The organism is Sandaracinobacteroides hominis (assembly GCF_016464365.1).
GTDB lineage: Bacteria > Pseudomonadota > Alphaproteobacteria > Sphingomonadales > Sphingomonadaceae > Sandaracinobacteroides > Sandaracinobacteroides hominis.
The window spans coordinates 852,165-877,324 of record NZ_JADCUC010000001.1 but is presented as its reverse complement, the minus strand read 5'-3'; the positions used below and the strand labels follow the sequence as shown (position 1 = coordinate 877,324).

Genomic DNA, 25,160 nt, shown 5'->3' with positions numbered 1-25,160 from the left:
CCCTTTTTTGCCGGGGATGGGCCTGTGACAGCTTTGGTCGGTATCATCATGGGAAGCGCTTCCGACTGGGAGACGATGCGCCATGCTGTCGAGGTGCTGGACGCACTGCAAGTCCCGCATGAGGTGAAGATCGTCTCTGCCCACCGGACGCCGCGCCGAATGGTCGATTATGCCGAAAGCGCTGCGGATCGCGGGTTGAAGGTGATCGTCGCCGGCGCCGGCGGCGCCGCGCATCTTCCGGGCATGGTCGCCAGCCTCACACATCTGCCCGTGCTGGGCGTGCCGGTGCAGTCTGCTGCGCTTTCTGGGCAGGATTCCCTGCTCTCGATCGTGCAAATGCCCGCCGGCATTCCGGTTGGCACGCTGGCCATCGGCAAGGCAGGCGCCACCAATGCCGGCCTGCTTGCGGCCTCTATCGTCGCCACGTCCGATACCGCGCTGGCTGAACGGCTGAAGGCCTGGCGGCAAAAGCAGACAGACGCGGTAGCCGATGCCCCGCCGGGACTTCAGAGCTGAATGCGGCCGATATGAGCGTCATTCCACCTGGCTCCACAATTGGTATTCTCGGCGGCGGGCAGCTCGGCCGGATGCTGGCGCTGGCGGCCGCTCCGCTGGGCTACAAGGTGCATGTCTTTGCGCCCGACGGGGAGCTGGTGGCCTCCGAAGTCTCCGCCGAAACCACGCGTGCCGGATATGACGATGAAGCCGCGCTCCGGCGCTTTGCTGAGCGCGTGGACGTTGTCACCTGCGAGTTCGAGAACGTACCCTCGCACACACTGGCGTTCCTGGAGGGGGTCCGCCCCGTCCGCCCCGGCCACGAGGCGTTCGATGTCGCCCAGGACCGGTTTCGCGAAAAGCAGTTCGTGGAGAGCCTTGGCGGTACGCCTGCACCCTATCGCGCTGTTGAAACCATCGCCGACCTTGAATCGGCTATCGGCGAGCTCGGAACTCCCGCCATCCTGAAGACCCGCCGCTTCGGCTATGACGGCAAGGGGCAGATCCGCATCTCCTCCGCCGGCGAAGCTGCATCGGCCTTTGCGGAGCTGGGCGCCGCCGGCCTCATCCTCGAGGGTTTCGTGCGTTTCCAGCACGAGTTCTCGATCCTGGTCGCCCGTTGTCCCGGCGGGCAGGAACAGCATTATTCCGCCTGCCTGAACCGTCACGACGACGGCATTCTCGCCCTCACCACGGTTCCTGCAACCGAACTCGATCCTGCGCATATAGAGGCAGCGACTTCGCTCGTTGTCCGCATTGCCGATGCGCTGAACTATATCGGCGTCCTTGCCTGCGAATTCTTCGCGACAGCCGATGGCCCCGTTTTCAACGAAATGGCGCCTCGGGTTCACAACAGCGGACACTGGACCATCGAGGGTGCGGAAACCTCCCAGTTCACCCAGCACATTCGCGCCATCTGCGGCCTGCCGCTGGGGCCGGTGGGCCTGACGGCCCCACGCGTCGAGATGAAAAACCTGCTCGGCCGGGATATCGACCGCTGGCCGGAAATTCTCGCCGATCCATCGGCTTCGCTGCACTTGTATGGCAAGACCGAAGCGGCTCCCGGCCGCAAGATGGGACATGTAACCTACCGCAGTCGTTGATTGTCCGGCCAGCTGTTCTTGGTCGGGGAATATGCTAATCTCGCTGCCAAGAGGGGTAGGAGAGAAACGATGCGAAGACTCGCACTTGTGCCCATGTCGGGGTTTGCGTTCCGATCAACTCTGCTACTGGCGGCCGCGCTTGCAGCGTCAGGCACCAACGCAGCGGTAACCATCCTCGGGGGCGGGCTGGGCCGCGAATGCTATGCCGCGGCCGAGCTGAAGAAGGAAACTGCCGCCAGCGTCACCACCTGTTCTCGGGCGCTTGAGGATGAGCTGATGTCGCGCCGGGATCGGGCGGCAACGCTGGTCAACCGGGGCATCATCTACATGCAGGCCCGCAGCCTTGAATCGGCGCTTGCCGATTATCGGGAAGCGATCCGGATGGAGCCGAAACTGGCGGAAGCGCACGTCAATCTCGGTATTGCCCTCCTGCACGTTGGCGGCCGGGATTCCGAGGCCATCGCCAGCCTTACCCGCGGGCTGGAGATGAACCCGTCCAGGCCAGAAGTCGCGCTGTATACGCGCGCGGTCGCCTACGAGCTGGTCGGCAATGTCCGCCGCGCTTTCGAGGACTATACGGCGGCGGCCGCAATCAACCCCGAATGGAAAGAGCCGGCGGAGCAGCTGAAGCGCTTCTCGGTCGAGCGGCGGGAAACCGCACGGGGCTAGGATAGCGGGCTCAGGGCTTCCAGACGATCCCGGTATTCGCGGGCGATCGGTTCTGCATCAGCTTGCCGAACGCCTGCGCATATCCGTCCACGCCGCGCACTTCCTCCACCCGCAGCCAGCGCGGCGTCGTTTCCAGGAATTGGCGCATGCTGGAGGCGAGATTTGCCTCGAACTTCGCGGGGCCAAGCGTCCGGGCCTGTTCCTCCCAGAGCGTCGGCGCAAAGAAGAAGCTTGGCTGCGGTCCGGGAAGCGGCTCCGCATCCGGCGGCTGCAGTGCCTCCCAGTCGGTAACGCCGACAGCGATGCTGGAAGCCATTCCGACCAGGGTCTGGTGCAGCTGCTTTTTCAGGGCCGCATTGCCGGAGAAATCGATCACAACGGCATCCGTTCCCGGTGCCAGTTCGTCGATCTCGTCATAGGTCAGCACCTGCCGATAGAAGCCGGTCTGCTCGACAAACGCCTTGTTGCCAGCCGACGTCAGGCCAATCACATTGGCTCCGGCCTTGCCGAGGTTGAATGCCGTAGCAAGCGCCGTCTTGGAGGAAGCGCTGGTGAAAATGATGGGCGCCCCGCTTGCAGCCTCGGCCGCCAGCGAACCGGCCAGCACATAGCCGGTGCCATAGAGCGGCTGGAACAGGGCAACCAGCGGTTCCAGCTCGGGCGGATCGTCCGTGAGGCGATAGCTGTTGTACACGGGCGAAAGCCCTTGCCGGTGCGGGCTCATGTCCACAAATCCACCGGGCCTCGGGTTGCCGGGCAGCATTTTGAGGTGCGTGGCAGAGGGCCAGTAGCCGAACAGCTTGCTTCCCTCGGCGACATGTTCCGATCGGCTTTCGATGACGGTCGCATAGCCCCACACGGGGACGACACCCCATGCCTCGTCGGCGGCAGGAAAGAAGTTCCAGTAGGAAAGCGGCGGGCGGCCGAACACCGCATAAGTGATGTTGTTGGAGGTCAGCGCGGCAAGGTCGATCCGCGCCACGATCTCTCCGGGTCCGGCCGAGGGCGTCGACCCGACCTCGCGCCAGTCGACCAGTGCGTCGCGCTTTCGTTCGAGCTGATAGCCCATCGTTCGTCCTCCCGTTTTGCGGGATGCTAGCGCAGCTCCGTGACGCGTCAAACCACAACAATGAAGGGGTCGCGGACATTCGCCCGCGGCCCCTCCTGTTTCAGCGCCTTCTGATCAGGCGGCTTCGCCTTCGATCACCGGGGCGTCGTTGGCACCGATCTCAACCTTGCGCGGCTTCTTGTGCTCGGGCACTTCGCGGGCCAGGTCGATGTTGAGCAGGCCGTTCTCGAACGAGGCGCCGGTCACCTTGATTACATCCGCCAGCTGGAAGCGGCGCTCGAATGCGCGCTTGGCGATACCGCGATGCAGGAAGCTGCGCTCGGCGGGTTGGGCTTCGTCAGCCGCCTTACCGGTCACGACCAGCGTGTTTTCCTGCACGGTGATGTCCAGCTCGTCACGGGCAAAGCCGGCGACAGCCATGGTGATGCGATAGGCATCCGAGCCCAGCTTCTCGATATTATAGGGCGGGAAGCTGTTGTCGCCTTCGGCGGCTCGGGCCACGCTGTCCAGCAGGCGGTTCAGGTTCTCAAAGCCGACCGACGAGCGGAGCAGGGGCGAGAAATCAAAATTCGTGCGCATATGGGTCCATCCTTTCAAAGCAATGGTCATGGTTCAGCCCGCCTTCCGGCCGGGCTTTCGCGAGGCGCGGCCCCCAAAGGCAACCGTTCCCGCGAACTGAAATCTGGGGGTCTGAACGCCGCTTTCAAGTGCCCTGCAAATGTGCACCGCACTTGCACACAGACCCCACAGACCCCTAATGGAGCCAAGCCGGGGGCACCGGCATTTATTGGGCAGACCAGATGACTTCGACAGCCGACATCCGCCAGGCCTTCCTGGATCATTTCGAACGCGCGGGCCACACGGTGGTGCCGTCGGCGCCGCTCGTGCCGCAGAATGATCCGACGCTGATGTTCGTGAACGCCGGCATGGTGCCCTTCAAGAACGTGTTCACCGGTCTGGAAACGCGTCCCTACAGCACGGCAGGTTCGTCTCAGAAATGCGTTCGCGCCGGCGGCAAGCACAATGATCTCGACAATGTCGGCTATACCGCGCGCCACCACACCTTCTTCGAAATGCTCGGCAATTTCTCGTTCGGAGATTATTTCAAGGAACGGGCGATCACGCTCGCCTGGGATCTTCTGACCAACGTGTGGGGCATCCCGAAGGATCGGCTGACCGTCACTGTCTATCACACGGATGACGAGGCGTTTGACCTCTGGAAGAAGATCGCCGGCCTGCCTGACGAGCGCATCATCCGCATCGCCACCAACGATAATTTCTGGTCGATGGGCGATACCGGGCCCTGCGGCCCCTGCTCGGAGATCTTCTACGATCATGGCGACCATATCTTCGGCGGCCCTCCCGGCAGCCCGGACGAGGATGGCGACCGCTTCGTGGAGATCTGGAACCTGGTCTTCATGCAGTTCGACCAGCAGCCGGACGGAACCCGTGTGCCGCTGCCGCGCCCGTCGATCGACACCGGCATGGGGCTGGAACGCGTCGCCGCCGTGCTGCAGGGCACGCACGACAATTTCGAGATCGACATCTTCAAGGCGCTGATCGCCGAATCCGCCGCGCTGACGAAAACCTCGCCCGATGCGCCGGAAACGCGCGCCTCGCACCGGATCATCGCCGATCACCTGCGGTCTTCGGGCTTCCTGGTGGCCGATGGCGTGCTGCCGGCGAACGAAGGCCGCGGCTATGTGCTGCGCCGGATCATGCGCCGTGCGATGCGCCACGCGCACCTGCTGGGCGCGACCGAGCCGCTGATGCACCGGCTGGTGCCGGCGCTGGTCACCACCATGGGCGGGGCCTATCCGGAACTGGTGCGCGCGCAGGCGCTGATTACCGAGACGCTGAAGCTGGAGGAAACCCGCTTCCGCCAGACGCTGCAGAACGGCCTGAAGCTGCTGGACGAGGCGACTGCAAATCTGAAGCAGGGCGACACATTGCCGGGCGAGGTCGCCTTCCGCCTCTATGACACCTTCGGTTTCCCCTACGATCTCACAGAGGACGCGCTGAAAGGGCAGGGCATCGGCGTCGACCGGGCCGGCTTCGACGCCGCCATGGCCGAGCAGAAGAAGCGCGCCCGTGCGGCCTGGGCCGGCAGCGGCGCCAATGCCACCGACAGCCTTTGGTTCGACCTGGTGGAGAAGCTCGGCGCGACCGACTTCATCGGCTACAATGCCACGCAGGCGCAGGGCGAAATCGTCGCCATCGTCAAGGACGGCGCGGAAATATCCGCAGCGCAGGCCGGAGACGAGGTAACGATCCTGACCAACCAGACGCCCTTCTATGCCGAATCCGGCGGGCAGGTCGGGGACACCGGGACGATCGAAGGATCCGGCGCGGTCTTCGATGTGCTGGACACCGCCAAACCGCTCGGCAAGCTGCACGCACATCGCGGCAAGCTGGTTTCGGGCACGTTGAAGATCGGCGAAGCAGTCTCGCTGAAGGTCGATGCCGCCCGCCGCTCCGCTGTGAAGGCCAATCATAGCGCCACGCACCTGATGCACGCCGCGCTCCGCAGGGTGTTGGGCGAGCATGTCTCGCAAAAGGGTTCGCTGGTCGCGCCCGATCGGCTGCGCTTCGATTTCTCCCACCCGAAGGCGCTGACCGCCGACGAAATCGCCGCCATCGAAGCCCAGGTGAACGCCGAAATCCGCGCCAACCTGCCCGTCGGAACCCGGCTGATGACGCCGGACGCCGCCATCGACGCCGGCGCACTCGCGCTCTTCGGCGAAAAATATGGCGACGAGGTCCGCGTGCTCTCGATGGGCCGCCCGGCCGACACGGGCCGCAGCTACTCGGTGGAGCTGTGCGGCGGCACCCATGTGAACGCCACCGGCGACATCGCGCTGTTCCGCATCGTCTCGGAATCGGCCGTATCGTCGGGCATCCGCCGCATCGAGGCGCTGACAGGCGAAGGTGCTCTGGCCTATCTCGCCCAGCAGGAAGCGCTGCTGAAATCCACCGCCTCGGCGCTGCGTACCCGTCCGGAAGAGCTTCCCGAACGGGTGCTGTCGCTGGCCGACACCGTGAAGCGCCTGGAGCGCGAGCTGGCGGAAACGAAAAAGGCACTCGCCCTGGCAGGCCCTGCCGCAGAAGCCGCCGGCCCCGAGCAGATCGGCTCCACGGCCTTCATCGGGCAAGTGCTGCAAGGCGTCGAAGCCAAGGCGCTGCGCGGCCTTGTCGACGAAGCAAAGGCGCGCATGGGCTCCGGCATTGCTGCCATCGTCGCCGTCAACGAGGGCCGAGCTGCTGTTGCCATCGGCGTCACCGACGATCTCACCGCCACCGTTTCCGCGGTCGACCTCGTTCGCGCGGCCGCAGCTGCGCTGGGCGGGCAGGGCGGCGGAGGCCGTGCCGACATGGCCCAGGCCGGAGGTCCCGACGGCGGGAAGGCAGCCGATGCCATCGCAGCGGTAAAGGCAGCCGTCACCCAGGCCCTCGGCGTTCCCGCCTGATCATGGCGAGCGTGGCAGTCGAAACGAGCGCAGCCAATCATTTGTCTGCGCATGATTCGCCCCGCATCGCCATCATCGACATCGGCTCCAATTCGGTTCGCCTGGTTGTCTACAAGGGCTTGATGCGGACGCCCGCCGTGCTCTTCAACGAGAAGGTTCTGGCAGGTCTCGGGCGCGGCCTTTCGCCGGGCGGCCTGCTCTCGGCCGAAGCCATGGACAGCGCGGTTACGGCTCTCGCCCGCTTTGCCCTGCTTTGCGAATCGATGGGCGTAGACAGCATGCGCGCGGTCGCCACGGCGGCCGTCAGGGACGCGCGCAACGGCGCCAAGTTCATTGCGCGCGTCCGGGCACAGACCGGCCTGGATGTCGAGATTATCGATGGCGAGACAGAGGCGCGAGGCGCTGCAATGGGTGTCATCGCCGGCATCCCCCATGCAGACGGCGTAGTCGGGGACCTGGGCGGCGGCTCGCTGGAGCTGGTGCGGGTGGCCGGCGGGGAAATTCACGAGCGGCTGTCCTTGCCGCTCGGCGCGCTCCGTCTGGATGCCTTCCGCAAGTCCGGCCGCCGCTCGCTGTTCAAGCAGATCGACACCGGGCTGAAGAAGCTGAAATGGGCCGAGCTGGGCCAGGGCAAGCCTTTCTATGCCGTAGGCGGCAGCTGGCGGGCGCTGGCGCAGCTGCACATGCACCTCACCGGCTGGCCGCTGCCGATCATTCACCAGCATGTGATGCCGGTTGACGCGCCGGATCGGATGATCCGCACGCTTGCACGCATCTCCCTCAAATCGCTCAAGGATGTTCCCAGTATCTCGGCATCGCGCGCGCCGCAGCTGCCGGGCGCGGCGGCGATGCTGAAGGCGGTGACCCGCAAGCTGGGCAGCAGCTCGATCGTCACGTCGGCCTATGGCCTGCGCGAAGGCCTTCTCTATCAGGCATTGTCGCCCGCAGCCCAGCGGCAGGATCCGCTGCTGTTTGCGGCCCATGATGCGGCCGAGCGCATGGGCCGCTTTGCCGACGGTTCCAACGCAGATGTGGGGGAAGCTCTGCTCCGCTTCATCGACCCGCTGTTCCCGGCCGAACCGGCCCAATTGCGCCGCATCCGCCACGCCGCCTGCCTGCTGGCGGATACGGCCTGGCGCGCGCATCCCGACATGCGCGCCGAAGACGGGATGGACATGGCGCTGCACGGAAACTGGGTGGGCATCGATGCGGAAGGCCGCGGGATGCTGGCCACGGCACTGTGGGTGGTGAATGGCGGAGCGCTTGCGTCGCCGCATGCGACGATGCTGCGCAGTCTCTTGCCGGAACCCCTTCTGAACCTCGCCCGGCAGTGGGGACTTGCGATGCGGCTGGGGCAGCGGCTGGGCGGTGGAGCTGCCGAGCCCCTCGCCCACGCATGGCTGCAGCGGGACACGCGGTCGATCACCCTTCGCCTCGATGCCGAAGCGGCTGCGCTATACGGAGAGCCGGTCGTGCGTCGTCACCGGACGCTGGCGCAGTCGATGGGGCTGGAAGCGAAGCTTACGCTCGCATCCTAAAGCGGGTTCCGATCTGATCGCATCAAATCGGCCGCTCCAGGCTTTTGTTTTTCCGCATGGATTTCCGATAAGGCGATTCCATGCGTTCGGAATAGGCTCTAGGTCGGGTCGGGCTTTTCCGGCGCCGGTGCCTCCAGCGTCCGCATCCTCAGCTTGCCGCCAACGACTGAGAATCCCAGCCGCCCTTCCACCAGCGCCAGCGCATCCTCGCCGAACATCTGGCGGCGCCAGCCCTCCAATATGGGCAAGCCATCGCGAACGCCGCCTGCCAGCGCTTCCATATCTTCCGAGCGAGCCACCAGACGTGGCGCAACACCTGTTTCCTTGGCGCGTATCTTCAGCAGCAGCTTCAGCAGATCGGCGATCAGCGATGCTTCAGAGGACAGGCCCGGCCGATTGTCCTTCGCCGGCATTTCCCGCTCGGGCAGCGGCCCGGCCTCCTGTATCGCCTGCATCAGCCGTCCACCGATGGCATTCCCGGCCCATGTCGGCGACAATCCGCGAATACGCGCCAGATCGGCCTGCGTCGCCGGCGGAGAAGCGGCGAGATCGGCCAGCGTCTCGTCCTTCACGATGCGGCCGCGCGGCACGTTCTTGTCGCGCGCTTCATGCTCGCGCCAGCGCGCCAGCGCCTTCAGCCGCCCCAGCACCTCGGGCTTGCGGTTGGGCAGTTTCAGCCGCTGCCAAGACGCTTCCGGATCGACGACATAGTTGGACGGCTCGGATATCCGCGCCATTTCCTCGTCCAGCCACTCGCCGCGATTGGTCTTGCGCAGCTTCGCCACCATCTTGGGGAACAGCTGGGAAAGATAGGTGACGTCGCCGATGGCATATTGAATCTGCCGTTCGGACAGCGGCCGCCGCGCCCAGTCGGTGAAGCGTGCGCCCTTGTCGATCTGGTGGCCGGTGAAATGTGCGACCAGATTGGCATAGCTCACCTGCTCGCCCATCCCCATCGCCATCGCCGCCACCTGCGTATCGAACAGCGGGAAGGGCACCTTTCCGGTGAGGTTCACGAAAATCTCAATATCCTGCCCGCCCGCATGCAGCACTTTCAGCACCGATTCGTCGGCAAGCAGCTCCAGAAAGGGCTCCATGTCGAGCTCGTCCGACAGCGGGTCGAAGGCAAAGGCTTCTTCCGGGCTTGCCAGCTGGACCAGACAAAGCTCTGGATAATAAGTATTTTCCCGCATGAATTCGGTGTCGATGCAGACATGATCGTGCGTTCTCAGTCGCTTCACGATCTTTGCAAGCGTCCTGGTGTCGGTAACGAGCGGGTGAATCTGCATGTCACCCGTTAGCGCGGTCACACGCGCTTGACAAAAGCCGCCGCCCGCAGCGCGCAATACTGGACGAAAGCGCACCTGTACGGCGCCCTGCGCTTGACAAATGCCGTGCCGTCCGCCTTCACCCGCCGCGTCATGATACACGCCTATCGCACCCATCATTGTGCCCAGCTCACCGCCGCCAACGCCGGCGAAATCGTCCGCCTGTCCGGCTGGATCCATCGCAAGCGCGACCACGGGGGCGTGCTGTTCGTCGACCTGCGCGACCACTATGGCCTCACCCAGCTTGTTGCGGCTGCCGGATCGCCCCACCTCGCCACACTGGACGGCCTGCGGCTGGAATCGGTCGTCACCATCGATGGCGAAGTCGTTGCCCGTGCCCCTGGCACCAACAATCCGAACCTGCCCACCGGCGAAATCGAGGTCCGCGTGCGCGGCGTGACGGTGCAATCCGAAGCGGCCGAGCTGCCGCTGCCGGTGGCAGCCGATACCGATTATCCGGAGGACATCCGCCTTCGCTACCGCTTCCTCGATCTCCGCCGCGAACGTATCCATCGCAACATCATGCTGCGCTCCAAGGTGATCGCCTCGCTCCGCCAGCGGATGATCGGGCAGGGTTTCACCGAGTTCCAGACGCCGATCCTGACCGCGAGCAGCCCGGAGGGCGCGCGCGACTTTCTGGTGCCGTCGCGCCTGCATCCGGGCAAGTTCTACGCGCTGCCGCAGGCGCCGCAGATGTTCAAGCAGCTGCTGATGGTGGCCGGTTTCGACCGCTACTTCCAGATCGCGCCCTGCTTCCGGGACGAGGATGCGCGCGCCGATCGCAGCCCCGGCGAGTTCTACCAGCTCGACTTCGAGATGAGCTTCGTGACGCAGGAAGACGTGTTCCAGGCCATCGAACCTGTGCTTGCGGGGGTGTTCGGGGAGTTCGCCGGCTGGAACCGCGAAACGCCGTGGGCCATCACTGAAGGTGCCTTCCCGCGCATTCCCTATCGCCAGTCGATGCTGGATTATGGAAACGACAAGCCCGACCTCCGCAACCCACTGATCATCAAGGACGTGACCGAACATTTCCGGACCAGCGGTTTCGGCCTGTTCGAGAAGATCGTCGGCTCGGGCGGCGTCGTGCGCGCCATCCCGGCGCCTGCGACCGCCGAAAAGAGCCGCAAGTTCTTTGACGACATGAACGAGTGGGCACGCGGCGAAGGCCATGCCGGGCTTGGCTATGTCACCCGCAAGGGCGGCGAATTCGGCGGCCCCATCGCGAAGAACCATGGGACGGAAGGCATGGAGGCGCTCTACGCCGCCCTCGGACTCGGCCCGGACGACGGCTGCTTCTTCGCGGCCGGCAAGGAACTGCCCACCGCCAAGCTGGCGGGCTATGCCCGTACCCGCGTTGGCGAACAGCTGGGCCTCATCGAGCAGGGCGCCTACCGCTTCTGCTGGATCGTCGATTTCCCGATGTTCGAGGCGGACGAGGAAACCGGCAAGATCGACTTCAGCCACAACCCCTTCAGCATGCCGCAGGGCGAGCTGGAGGCGCTGGAAACGAAGAACCCGCTGGATATCCTCGCCTTCCAGTACGACATTGTCTGTAACGGCGTGGAGCTGTCGTCCGGTGCGATCCGGAACCACAAGCCCGAGATCATGTACAAGGCGTTCGAAATCGCCGGCTACACGCAGGAGGAAGTGAACACAAACTTCCCCGGCATGATCAACGCCTTCAAATATGGCGCCCCGCCACACGGCGGATCGGCGCCAGGCGTGGACCGGATCGTGATGCTGCTGGCCGACGAGCCCAACATTCGCGAAGTAACGCTCTTCCCGCTCAACCAGAGGGCGGAAGACCTGATGATGAACGCGCCCAGCAACGTGACGGAAAAGCAGTTGCGCGAACTGCACATCCAGCCACGCAAGAGCTGACCCGAAAAGGGGAGGGGCATTGCTGCCCCTCCCCGCCATTCGTTACCTGCAGTCAAACCTCAGTATTTGACCGAGCAGCCGTAGGGCTTCGACGTCGGCGTTGCCACGGCTTTGCCGGCGGCTACATCCGCCAGCGCCTGCTTTACCAGCGGCTGCGCCTTGCTGATGTCGTTGGGGTTTGCGGTAGGGATGCTGTCGATGCCGCCGGCATAGACCAGCGTGCCCTTCGGATCGATCACGAACATGTGCGGCGTCGTCTTGGCGCCATAGGCGCGGCCGACGGCACCGTCGCCGTCCAGCAGATAGGCGGTGGACCTGAAGCCCTGCTGCTTCATCTTGGCGTTCGCTTCGGCACCGGAAACTGCACCCTGCTTGCCGGGCGCACCCGAGTTGACGTTCAGCCAGACCACGCCCTGCGCCCGTGCCTCGGCCTGCAACTTCTGCATGTCGCCGCCGGAATAATATTTCTGCACGAACGGGCATTCGGCATTGGTCCATTCCAGAACCACCGTCTTGCCCTTGTAGTCAGACAGGCTGACAGACCGGCCATTGCTGTCCGTCGCCGTGAATGCGGGGGCCGGCTGGCCGACGACAGCATTTGCCAGGGCAGGCATGGCGAACGTCAGAGCCGCCGCGGTGAGAAGATGCTTCATCATGGCTTTCTCCTAAGTGTTTGAAGATGAACCCTTGCTGGCCAGGGCTGTCAGCGTATCAACAGTCAGGATCTGCGGCAGTTCCGTTACGCTCCCGTCTGCCGCATAGAAAAGATAGAGCGGAATGCCGGCCCGTTGGCGCTCTTCGAGAAACTTCGCAATCGCCGGGTCCGGCTTCGTCCAGTCTCCGATCATCACCTGAATGCCGGCGGCCTTGAAAGCATTCGCAACCTCTGTGCTCGACAGCGCGCCCTTCTCGTTCACCTTGCATGTCAGGCACCAGTCGGCAGTGAAATAGAGGAAAGTCGGCTTGCGCGCAGCCTGCGCAGCCGCCAGCGCCTCGCGGGAAAAGGCAACTCCGGTCAGCCCTTCGGCAGGCTTGGCGACGGCCGCCCCCATCGGCAACCGCGCGATGGAAAGCGGGGCCATCACCGCGATGAGCCCCACGACCGCTGCCGCAATCCCGGTGCGCCCGCCGGCATGTTGCTTCAGCCCCAACACCCACAGCGCGATCCCCAGCGCCAGCGCCGCCACCAGCCCAGCCATCAATCCCTCCACCCCTGTCTGTCGGCCCAGCACCCAGGCTAGCGCCAGCGCCGTCAGCAGCATCGGCACCGCCAATATCCGCCGGAAGGTGAGCATCCACGCCCCCGGCTTGGGCAGCCTCTGCCGCAGCGCCGGAACGAAGCCGATCGCCAGAAAGGGCAGGGCGAGCCCCAGCCCCAAGCCCGCAAATACCGCCAGGCCCGCAACAGGGGGCAAGATCAGCGCCGCCCCCAGCGCCCCCGCCATGAACGGCCCGGTGCAGGGCGTTGCCACAAAGGCCGCCAGCGCCCCGGTAAAGAAGGCGCCCTTTGCCCCTGGCTTTGCCGCCAGCTGCTGCCCGGCATTGACGGCGCCGGCATTCACTTCAAACAGGCCGGCGAAGTTCAGGCCGATCGCCAACGTGAGCAGCAGCAGAAACAGGATCACCCGCGGATCCTGCAACTGAAACGCCCAGCCAGCCCCGGATCCAGCCCGCGCGATCAGGATAGCGGCAAGCCCCAGCAAGGTTGTCACCAGCACAACACCGCCCGTGTAGGCTAGCCCCTCGGTCCGCGCCGCAGCTTCGGATTCGCCCGATTTCGCCAGGCTCAACGCCTTCAGGCTCAGGATCGGGAACACACAAGGCATCAGGTTCAACAGCAGCCCGCCCAGCACCGCCAGCCCCAGCGCGGGGAGGAACGCAGACCAGGCGCCCGCCGCTTTCCCCAACGGCTCGCCGGGCGCCACGTTGCCGCGCACAGCCGTCAGCGTCAGCCCCAGCACCTCGTCGCCGCGTTCGACCCGCGCGAGCCCGGCCAGCTTTTCCGGCGTCGCCCCCGCGACAGCATCCGCCTCGAAGATCAGCGCGCTGCCAGTCCGCGTAACGGTCTGCGGGCTGGCGAATGCGAAATCACTATCCCCTGCCGAGAAGAAGTGCCCACCCGTCACGCTCTCCGGATCGGCCAGCGGCACGGAAACGCGGATGCGCTTGCCGTCGCTCCAGAAGCTTGTCGATCCAGCCAGTTCCCTTGGAAGCGCCGCACGTGCGGCCGCAAAGCGTGCCTGTTGCGCAGCATCCGCCTTTCCATCTCCCGTCACCAGCGGCAGCTGCAGTTCTGCTCCTTCGGGCACGCAGATCTTGTCGTCGCACACCAGCCAGTCCAGCCGCAGCTTCAGCGGAAAGGCGCCCTTTGCAGCCTGCGGAACGTCAATCTCGGAGAGGAGCACGGATTCCTCGCCATAGACATGGTTCATCAGACCGGAGACGACATAGGTGTGCGGCACCGGATAGCGAAGCTCTCCTGCGGTCGCGCCGGCGGGAAGCGTCCATTCGGCGCGCGTCGGCATCCCGGTGTCACCGGGGTTTGACCAATAGGTGTGCCAGCCCTTTCGCGGCGTCATCACGATCCCAACGGTAAAGCGTTGGCCGGGGGCAGGGGTGGCGGTCTCCGCGACGAGCTCGACGCGGGTATTCTCCTGTTGGCTCACGGATTGGGCGTGCAGTGGAGCAGCGAGGAGGGCGGCGAGCAGGAGGAAGAGGCGCGTTACCATATTGTAACCTGTTCTAGGGGAAGGGCGCCGCTTGGCCAAGGGGTGCGGGTGCTGTTTGCGGCGGGGCGACCGGCCGCGCGGCAAAGCCGCGCGAGTCCGCTGGGGGAAGGAAGGAAGAAAGAAAAGCCCGGCAAAGCCGGGCCGTCGGACACGCAAAAAGGGCGGGGTAAAGACCCCGCCCTTTTTCGTGCAGTCCGAACGCGCACGCCAGTCCGTGGGCCTTCCCGGGATTGCTGCACAATCCCGGTCCAGGCCACGGCCGCTTAGCGCTTCGAGAACTGGAAGCTGCGGCGTGCCTTCGCCTTGCCGTACTTCTTCCGCTCGACAGCCCGGCTGTCGCGCGTGAGGAAGCCGGCCTGCTTCACCGTCGTGCGCAGAGCGGGTTCAAAGCGCGTCAGCGCCTGGGCGATGCCGTGCTTCACCGCACCGGCCTGGCCCGAAAGTCCACCGCCGACAACGGTTGCGATCACGTCATACTGCTCACGGCGCTCGGCCACGTCGAACGGCTGGTTGATCACCAGGCGCAGCGTCGGGCGGGCGAAGTAAACGGTCTGGTCGCGGCCGTTGACCACGATCTTGCCGCTGCCGGGCTTCAGCCAGACGCGGGCGACTGCATCCTTCCGGCGGCCGGTCGCATAGGCGCGGCCGAACTTGTCCAGCTGCTGCGGGCGCAGGGCGACCGGAGCGGCTGAAACAACCGGGGCAGCAGCCACGGCTTCGACTTCAACGCTGGCTTCACCGGCCGAGGCAGCGACCGGAGCCGGTGCGGCAACAGGCGTGGCTTCGGCTTCAGACTTCAGCTTGGCGAGATCCGCCAGGCTCATGCGGGTGTCTTCCCGGGGGGTGTCTTCGGCGCTCATTATGCGGAAACCTTATCGCTGGAGCGGCTGGCGCCGATCACATTCTTGGCGTTCATCGAGGCAACATCGAGCACCTCGGGGTTCTGCGCGGCATGCGGATGCTCGCTGCCGGCGAAGATGCGCAGGTTGCGCATCTGCTGGCGGCCCAGCGGTCCGCGGGGCACCATGCGCTCCACGGCCTTTTCCAGCACGCGCTCGGGGAAGCGGCCTTCGAGAACCTTGTCGGCGCGCACTTCCTTGATGCCGCCGGCATAGCCGGTGTGGCGGTAGTACATCTTCTGTTGCGCCTTGCGGCCGGTGAACTTCACCTTCTCGGCGTTGATGACGATGACATTGTCACCGCAATCGACGTGCGGGGTGAAGCTGGTCTTGTGCTTGCCGCGCAGGCGGTTGGCAACGATGGAGGCCAGACGGCCGACGACGAGGCCGTCAGCATCGATCAGGATCCACTTCTTCTCGACTTCGGCGGGCTTTGCCGAAGCGGTGGTGCGGGTCAACATGATGGTTCCTTGGTTTCAGTCCAGGTAATCGGATGCGGGCCCCTAAGGGAAATACCGCATTTTGGCAAGGAAAATGCCTGTGGTAATATAATACCCCAAGAAGATCAGGCCTGTTTTCCGATCGCGTGCATACCCCACGCCGTCGCCGCCACCAAAGTTGCACCTACCGCCTGGTGCAGAACGGCGAGGTGGATATCGACGCCGGAAAGCACGGTGGCGATGCCCAGCAGGATCTGCGTGCCAAAGGCAATATGGATGGCGATGGAGGCCGGGCGGTTCCCGATCCGCCTGGCTGCCCGCGCCAGCACGACAAGCGCTGCCACCGTTACCCAGGCCCACCAGCGATGAACAAAATGCGTGATCTGCGGGTCGTTCGCCAGGCTGGAAAGCCCCTCCCACACGGCTGCCGCCGGGAAGAACTGCCCGCCCATCAGTGGCCATGTGTTCGAGGCATGGCCTGCATCGAGCCCGGCGACGAAGGCCCCCAAAAGCAGCTGCACGAACAATATCGCCGCAACGCCGACGGCCAGCGGCGTCAGTCGGGCCGGCTTTGCCGCCGGATCTTTCGCCAGCGCCTTCAGGTCCAGCGCCGTCCAGATCAGCCCGCCGAGGATAAACAGAGCCGTCAGCAGATGTACGGCGAGCCGGATGTGCGACACGTCGGTGCGGTTGACGAGGCCAGAGGTCACCATCCACCAGCCGATGGCGCCCTGCAGGCCACCGAGCGCCAGCAGCGCGACAAGGCGCGGCCCATAGCCCTTCGGGATTGCCTGCCGGACAGCGAACCACACCAGAGGCAGGGCGAAGGCGATTCCAATGAGCCGCCCAAGAAGCCGGTGCAACCATTCCCAGAAATAGATGTTCTTGAATTCGTTCAGGCTCATGCCCTTGTTGATCTCGATATACTCGGGAATTTTCTGGTATTTGACGAACTCCGCCATCCATGCCGCCTCGTTCAGCGGCGGGATCGCGCCGGTGATCGGCTTCCACTCTGTGATGGAAAGCCCGGATTCGGTGAGGCGCGTGATTCCGCCCACTACGACCATCGTGAAGACGAGCGCGGCAACGGCGAAAAGCCAGTTCGCAAGTGCGGATGGACGGGCGGAAAGAGGCGTGAGGGCGGGCATGGGCGCCCCTTTAGCCGGGTGTCCGCGCAGGCAAAAGGGCGCCCGCACGTCTTCGCCCCTTTCGCAATTCCTGCGTTGCGCCTAGTTTCCGCCGCATGTCCGACGACAAGACCCCCGAAATCCCCGTTGAGCCGTTCAGCGTTCCGCCCGTAGCCGTCTCTTCCGAGACCTCTGCGCTCCCTTCATCCACGGAGCCCGCGCCTGCACCGCATGCGGCGGGCGCAGCGCCGGTTGCGTGGCAATGGCCATCGGTGCACCCCGAAAGCTACAAGTTTGCTGGCGTGACCGGCGCCATCGCGCTCGTCGGATTCCTGGCCGGTTGGACCAGCTTCGGCTGGATCGTGCTGGCGCTGACGGCGTTCATTCTCGCCTTCTTCCGCGATCCGAAACGGGCGACGCCTGCGGGCGACCATCTGATCGTTTCCCCGGCCGACGGCCTTGTCAGCCAGATCATGACCGTGCAGCTTCCGCGTCAGCTGGTTGGGGAAGGCGCCCTGCAGCCCGGCACCGCCACCCGCATTTCCGTCTTCATGTCGGTGTTCGACGTCCACATCAACCGGGCGCCGATCCCGGGCACGGTGACGCGCATGGCCTATGTGCCTGGCGCCTTCCTGAACGCCGATCTGGACAAGGCGAGCGAAGAAAATGAGCGGCAATATTTCCTGATCGAGGCAGCGGATGGCACCAAGGTTGGCTTCACCCAGATCGCCGGCCTGATCGCACGCCGCATCATCGGGTTCGTCCGCGAAGGTTCGGTTGTGGGTACCGGCCAGCGGGTCGGCCTTATTCGCTTCGGTAGCCGCGTGGACGTGTTTCTGCCACCCGATTTCGCCCCGCAGGTGGTGAAGGGTCAGCGGGCGGTGGCCGGTGAAACCGTGCTGGCTGCACGTGGCGTCGTCGCTGCCCGGCCGGGACCGCTGCAGTGAGCGATCGCCATGCCGCCCGTTCCGCGCTTCCGCTTCGGGCGCTGATCCCGAATGCCATCACCATGCTGGCGCTGTGTTCGGGTGCCACGGGCGTTCGCTTTGCCATTGCCGGCGAGTTTGAAAAGGCGGCTGCGGCCATCGTGATTGCAGCGCTGCTGGATGGAATAGACGGACGGGTTGCACGCATGTTGCGTGGAACCAGCCGGTTCGGCGCCGAGCTGGACAGTCTTTCCGATGTGACCGCCTTTGGCGTGGCTCCGGCGCTCATTCTCTATCTATGGGCATTCAAGCCCCTGGCGGATGCCGGCGTCGAGCATTGGCAGGAGTGGACCCGTTTAGGCTGGGTCGTCTGCCTGTCGCTTGCGGTCTGCTGCGCGCTCCGGCTGGCACGGTTCAACATCGCCATCGATCAGGAGGAGCTGCCGAAAAAGCGGCTTGGTTTCACCACCGGCGTCCCGGCGCCCGCCGGGGCGGCGCTGGCACTGGCGCCGCTGTTCTGGAGCAATGCCCCAGGCAACAGCCTGGATGGCGATCCGATGCTGAAGGCAGGGATCGTCTTGATGGTGACTGCCATCACGGCCTTCCTGATGGTCTCCGCATTGCCCTGCTGGGGCTTCAAGGCGGTGAAGATACCCCGCAGCGCCAGGTTGTTCGTGCTGGCAGCGGTAGGTCTGTTTGCAGCGGCGCTGGCCCAGGCGCCGTGGATGACTCTGTTCGTCCTTGCCCTGCTTTATGGCCTGTCGGTCCCGTTCGCCGTCGTTCGCTACAATCGGCTTCGGAAGGCCGAGCGGGAAATGGAACTTGCCTCGGCTATGCAGCCAGCCGAAGTGCCGAGCCAGCCGGGCTGACGGCATCGTTCCGGCGAGGGCGGAGCATGACTACATTAGGCTCGCCCGTGGGGATGAATTCCACGATATTTCCGCGCGCCCCAGCCATCCGCAATGCCGAGGCCAGCCGTGGCGCATGGCGGGCGAGCAGGGCCAGATTAAGCCCCAGCATTGCCAGAAGAGCGAGCGAGGCGAGTAGACCTGGTGCCATCCCTGTTGTTTCCTTGCGTTCGATTCGGACGCTGAATGTTCTATCTTTGTTCCAAGTTCGTCAACCCCTCTTTCTCCTCTCCGCGCGCTTCGTTACAGTCTTGAAAGATGGGCAGCGAAATCGCTGGGGATGGAGGCAAATCGATGAAGACCGGCACAATGCAGGATTGGCCGCTGAACGTGTGGAAACTGATCGATCACGCGGCGATCAACCATGGGAGCCGCGAGATCGTCAGCCTTACCTGCGAGGGGCAGGAGGTGCGGACCAGCTGGCGGCAGGTGCAGGGGCGGGCAAAACAGGTTGCCGAAGCGCTTCGCAAGATGGGCATCCGGCAAGGTGACCGCGTTGCAACGCTTGCCTGGAACACGCACCGGCACATCGAAAGCTGGTATGGTATTTCCGGCATGGGCGGCGTCGCCCATACTGTGAACCCGCGCCTGTTCCCGGAGCAGATCGCCTATATCGCCAACCATGCCGAGGACAGGGTGCTGTTCCTGGACCCGACCTTTGTGCCGTTGGTGGAGAAGCTGGCGCAGAGCCTGAAGACGGTCGAGCATTTCGTGATCCTGACCAGCCGGGAGCATATGCCGAAGGAAGCTTCGGTGAACTTCCTCTGCTACGAGGAATTGCTGGCCGGCGAGGATGCGGACGCGCCATGGACGGTGGTGGAGGAAACCGCGCCTTCCGGACTTTGCTACACGTCGGGGACGACCGGGAATCCGAAGGGCGTGCAATATTCGCACCGGGCGAATGTGCTGCACGCCATGGCTGCGAACATGGGCGATGTGCTGGATATCCGCTCGCAGTCGGTCGTGCTGCCGGTGGTGCCGATGTACCATGCCAATGCCTGGGGGGTGCCCTATGCCGCGGCGGCGGCCGGGGCGAAGCTGGTGCTGTGCGGGCCCAACTTCGATCCGCCGACGATTGCGAACATGATCCGCAAGGAAAACGTGACGCTGACGCTGGCGGTGCCGACGGTCTGGCTGGGGATGCTGCAGCATCTGGAGGCGACTTCGGGCGATCTTGGCGCTCTGAAGCGGGTTGTTATCGGCGGGTCGGCGGCTCCGAGGGCGATGATCGAGGCGTTTGAGGAGAAGTATGGCGTCGATGTCTGCCACGCCTGGGGCATGACGGAGATGACTCCGCTGGGAACCTTGGGGTCGCTTTCGGCCGAAGCTGCAGAGTTGCCGAGGGCGAAGCAGATTGACCTCAAGTGCAAGCAGGGCAGGGCGATCTTTGGGGTTGAGCTGAAACTGGTCGATGACGAAGGGCGGGAATTGCCCAGGGATGGGGTGGCGTTCGGGCGGTTGCTGGTTCGCGGGCCGTGGATTGTGGCGAGCTATTTCAAGGGGGATGGTGGGCAGATCCTGGATGCGGACGGCTGGTTCGATACCGGAGATGTGGCGACGATCGATCCGGCCGGGTACATGCAGATCACCGATCGGTCGAAGGATGTCATCAAATCCGGTGGAGAGTGGATTTCATCGATCGAGATCGAGAATCTGGCGATTGGTTGCCCCGGGGTGGCCGAGGCGGCGGTTATCGGGGTAGCGCATCCGAAGTGGGATGAGCGGCCCTTGCTGATCATCATCCGCAAGGAAGGGGCGGCGGTTTCGGGGGCCGAGATCCTGAAATATCTGGAGGGCAAGATTGCCAAGTGGTGGATGCCGGATGCCGTCGAGTTTGTGGACAGCATCCCGCATACGGCCACGGGGAAGATCCAGAAAACGGCGCTTCGCGAGCAGTTTTCCGGTTACAAGCTGGCTGCCTAGCGGATCGGTACCTGGACCGTCTGGCCCGACGGTCCGGGGAAGCCCTGGAACATCGTGGAGGCGAGGATCGGGGTAAGAGCGGTGCCGCTCTGGCCGCCGGCCTCTGTGTCGAGGGAGGAGCGGCCTTCCCAGACGGCGGTGTTGGTGCCGGACTGGACGATGGAAACCGACAGCGTCGTGGTGGTGGCGACATTGGGGCGGGACTGCCCTCCCACCGGCACCTGCACACTGGTGCCCATGCCGACATTGCCGCTGGAGAAGCCGCCGCCGACGCCGATGGAGACGCCGGACTGGCGGCCTGCCGTCATCCGCTCGGACGTCTGCACATTGACGATGGCGTTGAACTGGGCGGGCGGGCTTTGCACGACGGTGAAGCCGTTGCGCTGCAGCTCGGCGCCGACCGCATTGGCCTGCGCCCGGAATTCCAGACTGCCGGCCATCTGCGGGTTGGCGGGCTGGATGTAGACGGTGCCCCGGCTGATCGGCTGATTGTGGAACCGCAGCACCGACGCCGTGGGCGTGGTGCTGCAGGCGGCGAGCGCAAGGCCCGCCGCCAGAACGATAGCCCGGGCGGATGCCCGCGCCAGCCGCTCAGCCGGGGCGAACCGCATTACAGACGCACCGTCTGCGTGACGCCGGGCTTGCCCGGGAAGTCGCGGAAGAGGGCGCCGGCGAGCGCCGGGACTGCCCAGGTGAGGGTGGCTTCCTGCGAGCCGGCGTTCGCCGTCTTCGATGCGCGGCCTTCCCAGACCTTCTGGCTGTCGGCGGAGCGCTGGATCACCACGGCGACCGTGGTGGTGCGTTCCGTGCTGTTGCGCGGGCCGCGGCCGACCGGGGTGGCGACGACGACGGGGCCGATGGGCGCGCCGACCGTGGTGCCGGGGCGGGTGGTGGTGGTGCCATCCGTCTGCGCGATATCAAGTACGGCGAGATACTGGGCCTGCCCGGCGTCCGGCACGGTCTGGAAGCCGAGGCGGCGCATTTCGACGGCGACCGATTCCGCATGGGTGCGGAATTCGAGGCTGTTGGCAGTGGCGGGATCGGCGGGCTGGATGAACAGCGTGCCGCGGTTGATCGGCTGGTTGGTGTGGAAACGCGCGACTTCGGCCGTGGGGCCGCGGTTGCAGGCGCCCAGTGCCAGCGCCAGCGTAATGGCGGTGGCAGCGACAATTTTTGAACTGACGATCCCTGATTTCACGTACCTGCTCCTGTTATGATTGCCCTTATCAGCCCGTTTCTTACGCGCGAGCAGCAGATTGCGCCAGTGGTTGTGCGACGGAATGGCCCGCTGTCGGACTTTGCTGCCGGTGTTTCAACAGGCGAAACTTCCCAAACTATACGCCGACTCGTGTGTGCGCGCGCACGAGGCAGGGCCGAGACGGGGTTCACGACGGGATTCCGAGCTCGGCGTGATCGGTGAAACGCGGCTGGAACCGGGCGATGGCGGCGTTCAGGCCGGGTATCGGGACATCGCCCACATCTTCGAAGCCGGGCTCGTCCTGAAATTTTCCGGTGGCTTCTATGAGCTCGATGGCGTCGGGCACGATGCGCAGGATCGGTTCCGGGACGAGACGGTTGGCGACGAACAGCAGCAGCTTGTCGGACGGGACGACCTGCTTGCCGATGCATTCGCCGTCCTTCCAATAGGTGCGAACGGAGCCGTTGATGGCGCGATCGAGGATCATGGCCATGATGGCTCCGGCTGAATGGCGCAAGGCGATATCCCAGGCCCGGGCAAAGCCGTCTCCGGCAGGCTGGGAGCGGAGCAGATAGGCCGAACGCCGGCTCTTGCCGACGGCACGGGCGGCCTGGGTGACGGAGCCGGTGGCGCCGAGGACCTGGATGAAGAGCCGCTGGCGCTCGACTGTCCACCCGGCATGGATGTTGCGGGTGGGGGTGAAATCTTCTTCGGGTTCGATGGTCATGGGTTTGCTCCTGTTTGGAGCGGCGCATTTAACCTATTTGGTTAGTTGTAGGACAGCCCGAAGGCGGCTGGCATGTTCGCGCAGCGAAAACAGCGAGACTCGCCGCAGGCTCGGCCGGGTGGGGATTTGGGCACATTTGCCGGAAACACCTGCACGAGCGGCGCGATGGGCCCCAGCCTTCGCTGGGGCGACGTAGTTTCTGTTGGGGGCGTGGGCACCATAGGGGCGATGTTGAATATATGACTCAGTTGGTTGGAACCGGCGCGAGGGGCCCGATTGCTAACCCCGCCGCCGCCCCCCCTCACGCCCGCCATCCCTCACCCCATCCTCACGCAATCCGGCCTGTCGCGTCGCGTCCATCCGCATCGCTTCCACGGCGTCGTTCGGTGCCGCCTCCGTCTGCGCAGGCAGCTTCGCACGGCGGGGTTTGTCCCGCTCGCGGATGGCGCCCACCGCTTCCTCGCCCGTTCGCCCGAACAGGCTGGTCATGTTGATGTCGACCTGATCGTTGGCGTTCTGGATTCCGGCGGCGCGGAGCGCCTCGTAGATGGCCCAGGTGTAGGCGGCATGGACGGTGCGGGGGTGGCGGGAGGATTCGCGGGTGGGCCAGACGACGAGATCGAAATCGAGGCCGCTGCCGGCGAAGCTGGTGAGCCAGACCTGGGTCTTGTGCAGCTGGTCGTCCGGCATGGTCATCGGCAGCTTGCGGGCGGCTTCGAGGACGATGTCGCGCACCTTTGCCGGATCGCTTTCCTCGGCGACGGAGAAGGGGATGTGCAGGCGGCGGGAGCCGTCGTTGTAGGTCCAGTTGCGGACGCGGCTTTGCATGACGGTGAAGTTGGGGATGATGATGTGCAGGTCATCGTTGGAGCGGATGCGGGTGGCGCGGGGGCCGATTTCCATGACTTCGCCGCGGATGCCGTCCTCCAGTTCGATGAAGTCGCCGACTTCGATGCTGCTGTCGAAGATGAGGACGATGCCGGCGACGAATTCCTTGACGATGCCCTGCAGGCCAAGGCCGAGGCCGACGCCGATGGCGCCGGCGAAGATGGTGAGGGAACCCAGGCTGACGCCTAGCGAGCTGATGGCGGCGAGGATGCCGGCCAGGATGAGGGTGTAGGAGCCGAGCTTTTCGACGATGTAGATGAACTGGGCGCCGTTTCTGAAGCGCTTGCGGGCGTGTTCGAAGGAGACCTGGAAGATCTTCACGAGGATGAAGGTGCCGGCGAGGATGACGAGCGCCCAGAAGAGGCGGATGCCCATTTCCTGCCAGGTGTAGGCGCTGAAAATGGCGTGGACGGCCTTCAGGCCTTCGCCGTTGGGCGCGGCGGGGATGCCGGGGATTGCCATCAGCGGTTCGTGGTTTGCGGCGGGGTCTTGGCAGTGGCCATGCGCCTGTCCTCTTTGCGCCCGTCCATTTCGGGTTGGCGCCGGAGGTTAGGGCTGGGGTGGGTTTGGGGCAAGATAGGTGTGGGCGGAGGGATCGGCCGGCGGCTGAGCCGCCAAGTCCGGCCGGCGGCTGAGCCGCCAGGTGCGATCGGGTCGGTGACAAAGGGAAGGAAGAAGTCCGGCAAAGCCGGACTCGTCGGACTGGCGGGCGATAGAGATCGCCCGCTCAGCCGGCCGGCGCTGCGGCGAGTCCGCAGGCCAAGGCCTGGCCTTAGGAGTTCACGTCCTAGCTGCGGCCGCCTTCGCGGCGGGCCATGAACGCCAGTTTCTCGAACAGCATGACGTCCTGCTCGTTTTTCAGCAGCGCGCCGTGGAGAGGGGGGATGAGCTTCTTCGGATCGCGCGATTGCAGGACGTCGAGCGGCAGGTCTTCGTGGAGGAGAAGCTTCAGCCAGTCGAGCAGTTCGCTGGTGCTTGGCTTTTTCTTGAGGCCGGGGACTTCGCGGATATCGTAGAAGATGGTGAGCGCTTCGCGGACCAGGCTTTTCTGGATGCCGGGGAAGTGGACGTCGATGATGGCCTTCATCGTGTCGGCGTCGGGGAATTTGATGTAGTGGAAGAAGCAGCGGCGCAGGAAGGCGTCGGGCAGCTCCTTTTCATTGTTGGAGGTGATGATGACGATGGGGCGGCGCTCGGCCTTCACCGTCTCGCCGGTTTCGTAGACGTTGAATTCCATGCGATCGAGCTCTTGCAGGAGGTCGTTCGGGAACTCGATGTCGGCCTTGTCGATCTCGTCGATGAGGAGGACGGGGAGCTCGGGGGCGGTGAACGCCTCCCACAGCTTGCCGCGGCGGATATAGTTGCGGATGTCGGCGACGCGGGGATCGCCGAGCTGGCTGTCGCGCAGGCGGTTGACCGCGTCATATTCGTAGAGGCCCTGCTGTGCCTTGGTGGTGGACTTGATGTGCCATTCGAGCAGCGGGGCGCCGAGCGCCTTGGCGATTTCGTGGGCGAGGACGGTTTTGCCGGTGCCGGGTTCGCCCTTTACCAGCAGCGGGCGGCGCAGCGTGGCGGCGGCGTTTACGGCGACCTTCAGGTCGTCGGTTGCGACATAGTCCTCGGTGCCCTCGAAACGGGTGCGGTCGTTCATATGGAATCCTTTCAACGCGCCTTTGTGCCGGCGCCGTCAACGCGCCTTTGTGCCAGCGCGGTCAACGCGCCTTTGTGACCGTGCGGCGCGATCGGCGCCAATATGCGTTTTGGGAGGGGGTGGCGCTGCCATTTGACGCAAAGGGCTTGCGTGGCGGCGCAGGGGGCCGCACAAAACGGCGCATGACGCCTGGA

At 64.9% G+C, this 25,160-nt stretch carries 22 protein-coding genes; 9 read left to right on the top strand and 13 right to left on the bottom strand.

Translation table 11 applies throughout. The features are described from left to right. Window positions 1-48 precede the first annotated feature (48 nt). The 3 genes from purE (at window position 49) to IM784_RS04395 (ending at window position 2,267) form a co-directional block, all read left to right on the top strand. A complete protein-coding gene (purE, locus tag IM784_RS04405) occupies window positions 49-516 on the top strand; it encodes a 5-(carboxyamino)imidazole ribonucleotide mutase (RefSeq protein WP_199554164.1) in 468 nt (155 codons plus the stop codon). 11 nt (window positions 517-527) lie between these two features. Continuing rightward, on the top strand, window positions 528-1,598 hold the full coding sequence (locus IM784_RS04400) for a 5-(carboxyamino)imidazole ribonucleotide synthase (protein ID WP_199554024.1): 1,071 nt from the start codon (window positions 528-530) through the stop codon (window positions 1,596-1,598). A gap of 69 nt (window positions 1,599-1,667) precedes the next feature. Continuing rightward, on the top strand, window positions 1,668-2,267 hold the full coding sequence (locus IM784_RS04395; protein WP_199554023.1) for a tetratricopeptide repeat protein: 600 nt from the start codon (window positions 1,668-1,670) through the stop codon (window positions 2,265-2,267). Between the two features lie 10 nt (window positions 2,268-2,277). Here the strand turns inward: IM784_RS04395 and IM784_RS04390 are convergent, their stop codons facing one another. Beyond that, window positions 2,278-3,336, bottom strand: a complete 1,059-nt coding sequence (locus IM784_RS04390; protein WP_199554022.1) for a DUF2855 family protein — start codon at window positions 3,334-3,336, stop codon at window positions 2,278-2,280. 114 nt (window positions 3,337-3,450) lie between these two features. Further along, on the bottom strand, window positions 3,451-3,915 hold the full coding sequence (locus IM784_RS04385; RefSeq protein ID WP_199554021.1) for an Hsp20 family protein: 465 nt from the start codon (window positions 3,913-3,915) through the stop codon (window positions 3,451-3,453). A gap of 221 nt (window positions 3,916-4,136) precedes the next feature. Here IM784_RS04385 and alaS point away from each other — a divergent pair, with 221 nt between their 5' ends. Next, a complete protein-coding gene (alaS, locus tag IM784_RS04380) occupies window positions 4,137-6,803 on the top strand; it encodes an alanine--tRNA ligase (protein WP_199554020.1) in 2,667 nt (888 codons plus the stop codon). Between the two features lie 2 nt (window positions 6,804-6,805). After that, window positions 6,806-8,341: a Ppx/GppA family phosphatase gene (locus IM784_RS04375; RefSeq protein ID WP_199554019.1), complete on the top strand. Its 1,536-nt coding sequence runs from the start codon at window positions 6,806-6,808 to the stop codon at window positions 8,339-8,341. 98 nt (window positions 8,342-8,439) lie between these two features. On the opposite strand, the gene rnd is transcribed toward IM784_RS04375, so the two are convergent. Continuing rightward, complete coding sequence (gene rnd, locus IM784_RS04370) at window positions 8,440-9,630, bottom strand: ribonuclease D (RefSeq protein WP_199554163.1); 1,191 nt, start codon at window positions 9,628-9,630, stop codon at window positions 8,440-8,442. Window positions 9,631-9,765: 135 nt separating this feature from the next. Here rnd and aspS point away from each other — a divergent pair, with 135 nt between their 5' ends. After that, entirely contained in the window at window positions 9,766-11,550 is a 1,785-nt protein-coding gene (aspS, locus tag IM784_RS04365; protein ID WP_199554162.1) for an aspartate--tRNA ligase, read from the top strand. Between the two features lie 59 nt (window positions 11,551-11,609). Here aspS and IM784_RS04360 read toward each other — a convergent pair whose 3' ends face one another. The 5 genes from IM784_RS04360 to IM784_RS04340 form a co-directional block, all read right to left on the bottom strand. Next, the gene (locus IM784_RS04360; RefSeq protein ID WP_235976510.1) at window positions 11,610-12,206 is read right to left on the bottom strand and encodes a thioredoxin family protein; all 597 of its coding nucleotides are present in this window, start codon (window positions 12,204-12,206) and stop codon (window positions 11,610-11,612) included. A 9-nt stretch (window positions 12,207-12,215) separates the two neighbouring features. Beyond that, window positions 12,216-14,279, bottom strand: a complete 2,064-nt coding sequence (locus tag IM784_RS04355) for a protein-disulfide reductase DsbD family protein (RefSeq protein WP_199554018.1) — start codon at window positions 14,277-14,279, stop codon at window positions 12,216-12,218. A gap of 263 nt (window positions 14,280-14,542) precedes the next feature. Next, a complete protein-coding gene (rpsI, locus tag IM784_RS04350) occupies window positions 14,543-15,139 on the bottom strand; it encodes a 30S ribosomal protein S9 (protein WP_235976509.1) in 597 nt (198 codons plus the stop codon). Further along, window positions 15,139-15,639, bottom strand: a complete 501-nt coding sequence (rplM, locus tag IM784_RS04345; RefSeq protein ID WP_199554017.1) for a 50S ribosomal protein L13 — start codon at window positions 15,637-15,639, stop codon at window positions 15,139-15,141. The genes rpsI and rplM overlap by 1 nt, the downstream gene beginning before the upstream one ends. 104 nt (window positions 15,640-15,743) lie before the next feature. Beyond that, complete coding sequence (locus IM784_RS04340; RefSeq protein ID WP_199554016.1) at window positions 15,744-16,766, bottom strand: COX15/CtaA family protein; 1,023 nt, start codon at window positions 16,764-16,766, stop codon at window positions 15,744-15,746. A gap of 95 nt (window positions 16,767-16,861) precedes the next feature. Here IM784_RS04340 and IM784_RS04335 point away from each other — a divergent pair, with 95 nt between their 5' ends. The 3 genes from IM784_RS04335 to IM784_RS04325 all read left to right on the top strand — a co-directional run bounded on the left by IM784_RS04335 (window position 16,862) and on the right by IM784_RS04325 (window position 20,502). Next, window positions 16,862-17,692, top strand: coding sequence for a phosphatidylserine decarboxylase (locus IM784_RS04335; protein ID WP_199554015.1), 831 nt, complete (start codon window positions 16,862-16,864; stop codon window positions 17,690-17,692). After that, complete coding sequence (locus IM784_RS04330) at window positions 17,689-18,540, top strand: CDP-alcohol phosphatidyltransferase family protein (RefSeq protein WP_328799436.1); 852 nt, start codon at window positions 17,689-17,691, stop codon at window positions 18,538-18,540. Before IM784_RS04335 ends, IM784_RS04330 begins: the two co-directional genes overlap by 4 nt. Before the next feature lie 333 nt (window positions 18,541-18,873). After that, window positions 18,874-20,502: a long-chain fatty acid--CoA ligase gene (locus tag IM784_RS04325; protein ID WP_235976508.1), complete on the top strand. Its 1,629-nt coding sequence runs from the start codon at window positions 18,874-18,876 to the stop codon at window positions 20,500-20,502. Here IM784_RS04325 and IM784_RS04320 read toward each other — a convergent pair. The 5 genes from IM784_RS04320 to IM784_RS04300 all read right to left on the bottom strand — a co-directional run bounded on the left by IM784_RS04320 (window position 20,499) and on the right by IM784_RS04300 (window position 24,966). Next, window positions 20,499-21,113 carry a DUF4136 domain-containing protein gene (locus IM784_RS04320; RefSeq protein ID WP_199554014.1) on the bottom strand — a complete coding sequence of 205 codons (615 nt, stop codon included), beginning with the start codon at window positions 21,111-21,113 and terminating at the stop codon, window positions 20,499-20,501. The genes IM784_RS04325 and IM784_RS04320 overlap by 4 nt on opposite strands. Further along, window positions 21,113-21,700, bottom strand: coding sequence for a DUF4136 domain-containing protein (locus tag IM784_RS04315; RefSeq protein WP_199554013.1), 588 nt, complete (start codon window positions 21,698-21,700; stop codon window positions 21,113-21,115). The genes IM784_RS04320 and IM784_RS04315 overlap by 1 nt, the downstream gene beginning before the upstream one ends. 187 nt (window positions 21,701-21,887) lie before the next feature. Continuing rightward, on the bottom strand, window positions 21,888-22,427 hold the full coding sequence (locus IM784_RS04310) for a hypothetical protein (protein WP_199554012.1): 540 nt from the start codon (window positions 22,425-22,427) through the stop codon (window positions 21,888-21,890). A gap of 279 nt (window positions 22,428-22,706) precedes the next feature. Beyond that, window positions 22,707-23,777, bottom strand: coding sequence for a mechanosensitive ion channel family protein (locus tag IM784_RS04305; RefSeq protein ID WP_199554011.1), 1,071 nt, complete (start codon window positions 23,775-23,777; stop codon window positions 22,707-22,709). 325 nt (window positions 23,778-24,102) lie between these two features. Further along, a complete protein-coding gene (locus IM784_RS04300) occupies window positions 24,103-24,966 on the bottom strand; it encodes an AAA family ATPase (protein WP_199554010.1) in 864 nt (287 codons plus the stop codon). Window positions 24,967-25,160 lie beyond the last annotated feature (194 nt).

Excerpts from the sequence above, each read along its gene's own strand:
- IM784_RS04310 (WP_199554012.1), bottom strand. The coding sequence starts at position 22,427 with ATGACCATCGAACCCGAAGAAGATTTCACCCCCACCCGCAACATCCAT.
- IM784_RS04320 (WP_199554014.1), bottom strand. The coding sequence starts at position 21,113 with ATGCGGTTCGCCCCGGCTGAGCGGCTGGCGCGGGCATCCGCCCGGGCT.
- IM784_RS04375 (WP_199554019.1), top strand. The coding sequence starts at position 6,806 with ATGGCGAGCGTGGCAGTCGAAACGAGCGCAGCCAATCATTTGTCTGCG.
- IM784_RS04360 (WP_235976510.1), bottom strand. The coding sequence starts at position 12,206 with ATGATGAAGCATCTTCTCACCGCGGCGGCTCTGACGTTCGCCATGCCT.
- IM784_RS04340 (WP_199554016.1), bottom strand. The coding sequence starts at position 16,766 with ATGCCCGCCCTCACGCCTCTTTCCGCCCGTCCATCCGCACTTGCGAAC.
- rnd (WP_199554163.1), bottom strand. The coding sequence starts at position 9,630 with ATGCAGATTCACCCGCTCGTTACCGACACCAGGACGCTTGCAAAGATC.
- alaS (WP_199554020.1), top strand. The coding sequence starts at position 4,137 with ATGACTTCGACAGCCGACATCCGCCAGGCCTTCCTGGATCATTTCGAA.
- IM784_RS04335 (WP_199554015.1), top strand. The coding sequence starts at position 16,862 with ATGTCCGACGACAAGACCCCCGAAATCCCCGTTGAGCCGTTCAGCGTT.
- IM784_RS04395 (WP_199554023.1), top strand. The coding sequence starts at position 1,668 with ATGCGAAGACTCGCACTTGTGCCCATGTCGGGGTTTGCGTTCCGATCA.
- rpsI (WP_235976509.1), bottom strand. The coding sequence starts at position 15,139 with ATGAGCGCCGAAGACACCCCCCGGGAAGACACCCGCATGAGCCTGGCG.
- IM784_RS04385 (WP_199554021.1), bottom strand. The coding sequence starts at position 3,915 with ATGCGCACGAATTTTGATTTCTCGCCCCTGCTCCGCTCGTCGGTCGGC.
- rplM (WP_199554017.1), bottom strand. The coding sequence starts at position 15,639 with ATGTTGACCCGCACCACCGCTTCGGCAAAGCCCGCCGAAGTCGAGAAG.
- IM784_RS04325 (WP_235976508.1), top strand. The coding sequence starts at position 18,874 with ATGAAGACCGGCACAATGCAGGATTGGCCGCTGAACGTGTGGAAACTG.
- IM784_RS04400 (WP_199554024.1), top strand. The coding sequence starts at position 528 with ATGAGCGTCATTCCACCTGGCTCCACAATTGGTATTCTCGGCGGCGGG.
- purE (WP_199554164.1), top strand. The coding sequence starts at position 49 with ATGGGAAGCGCTTCCGACTGGGAGACGATGCGCCATGCTGTCGAGGTG.
- IM784_RS04355 (WP_199554018.1), bottom strand. The coding sequence starts at position 14,279 with ATGGTAACGCGCCTCTTCCTCCTGCTCGCCGCCCTCCTCGCTGCTCCA.
- IM784_RS04305 (WP_199554011.1), bottom strand. The coding sequence starts at position 23,777 with ATGGCAATCCCCGGCATCCCCGCCGCGCCCAACGGCGAAGGCCTGAAG.
- IM784_RS04390 (WP_199554022.1), bottom strand. The coding sequence starts at position 3,336 with ATGGGCTATCAGCTCGAACGAAAGCGCGACGCACTGGTCGACTGGCGC.
- IM784_RS04300 (WP_199554010.1), bottom strand. The coding sequence starts at position 24,966 with ATGAACGACCGCACCCGTTTCGAGGGCACCGAGGACTATGTCGCAACC.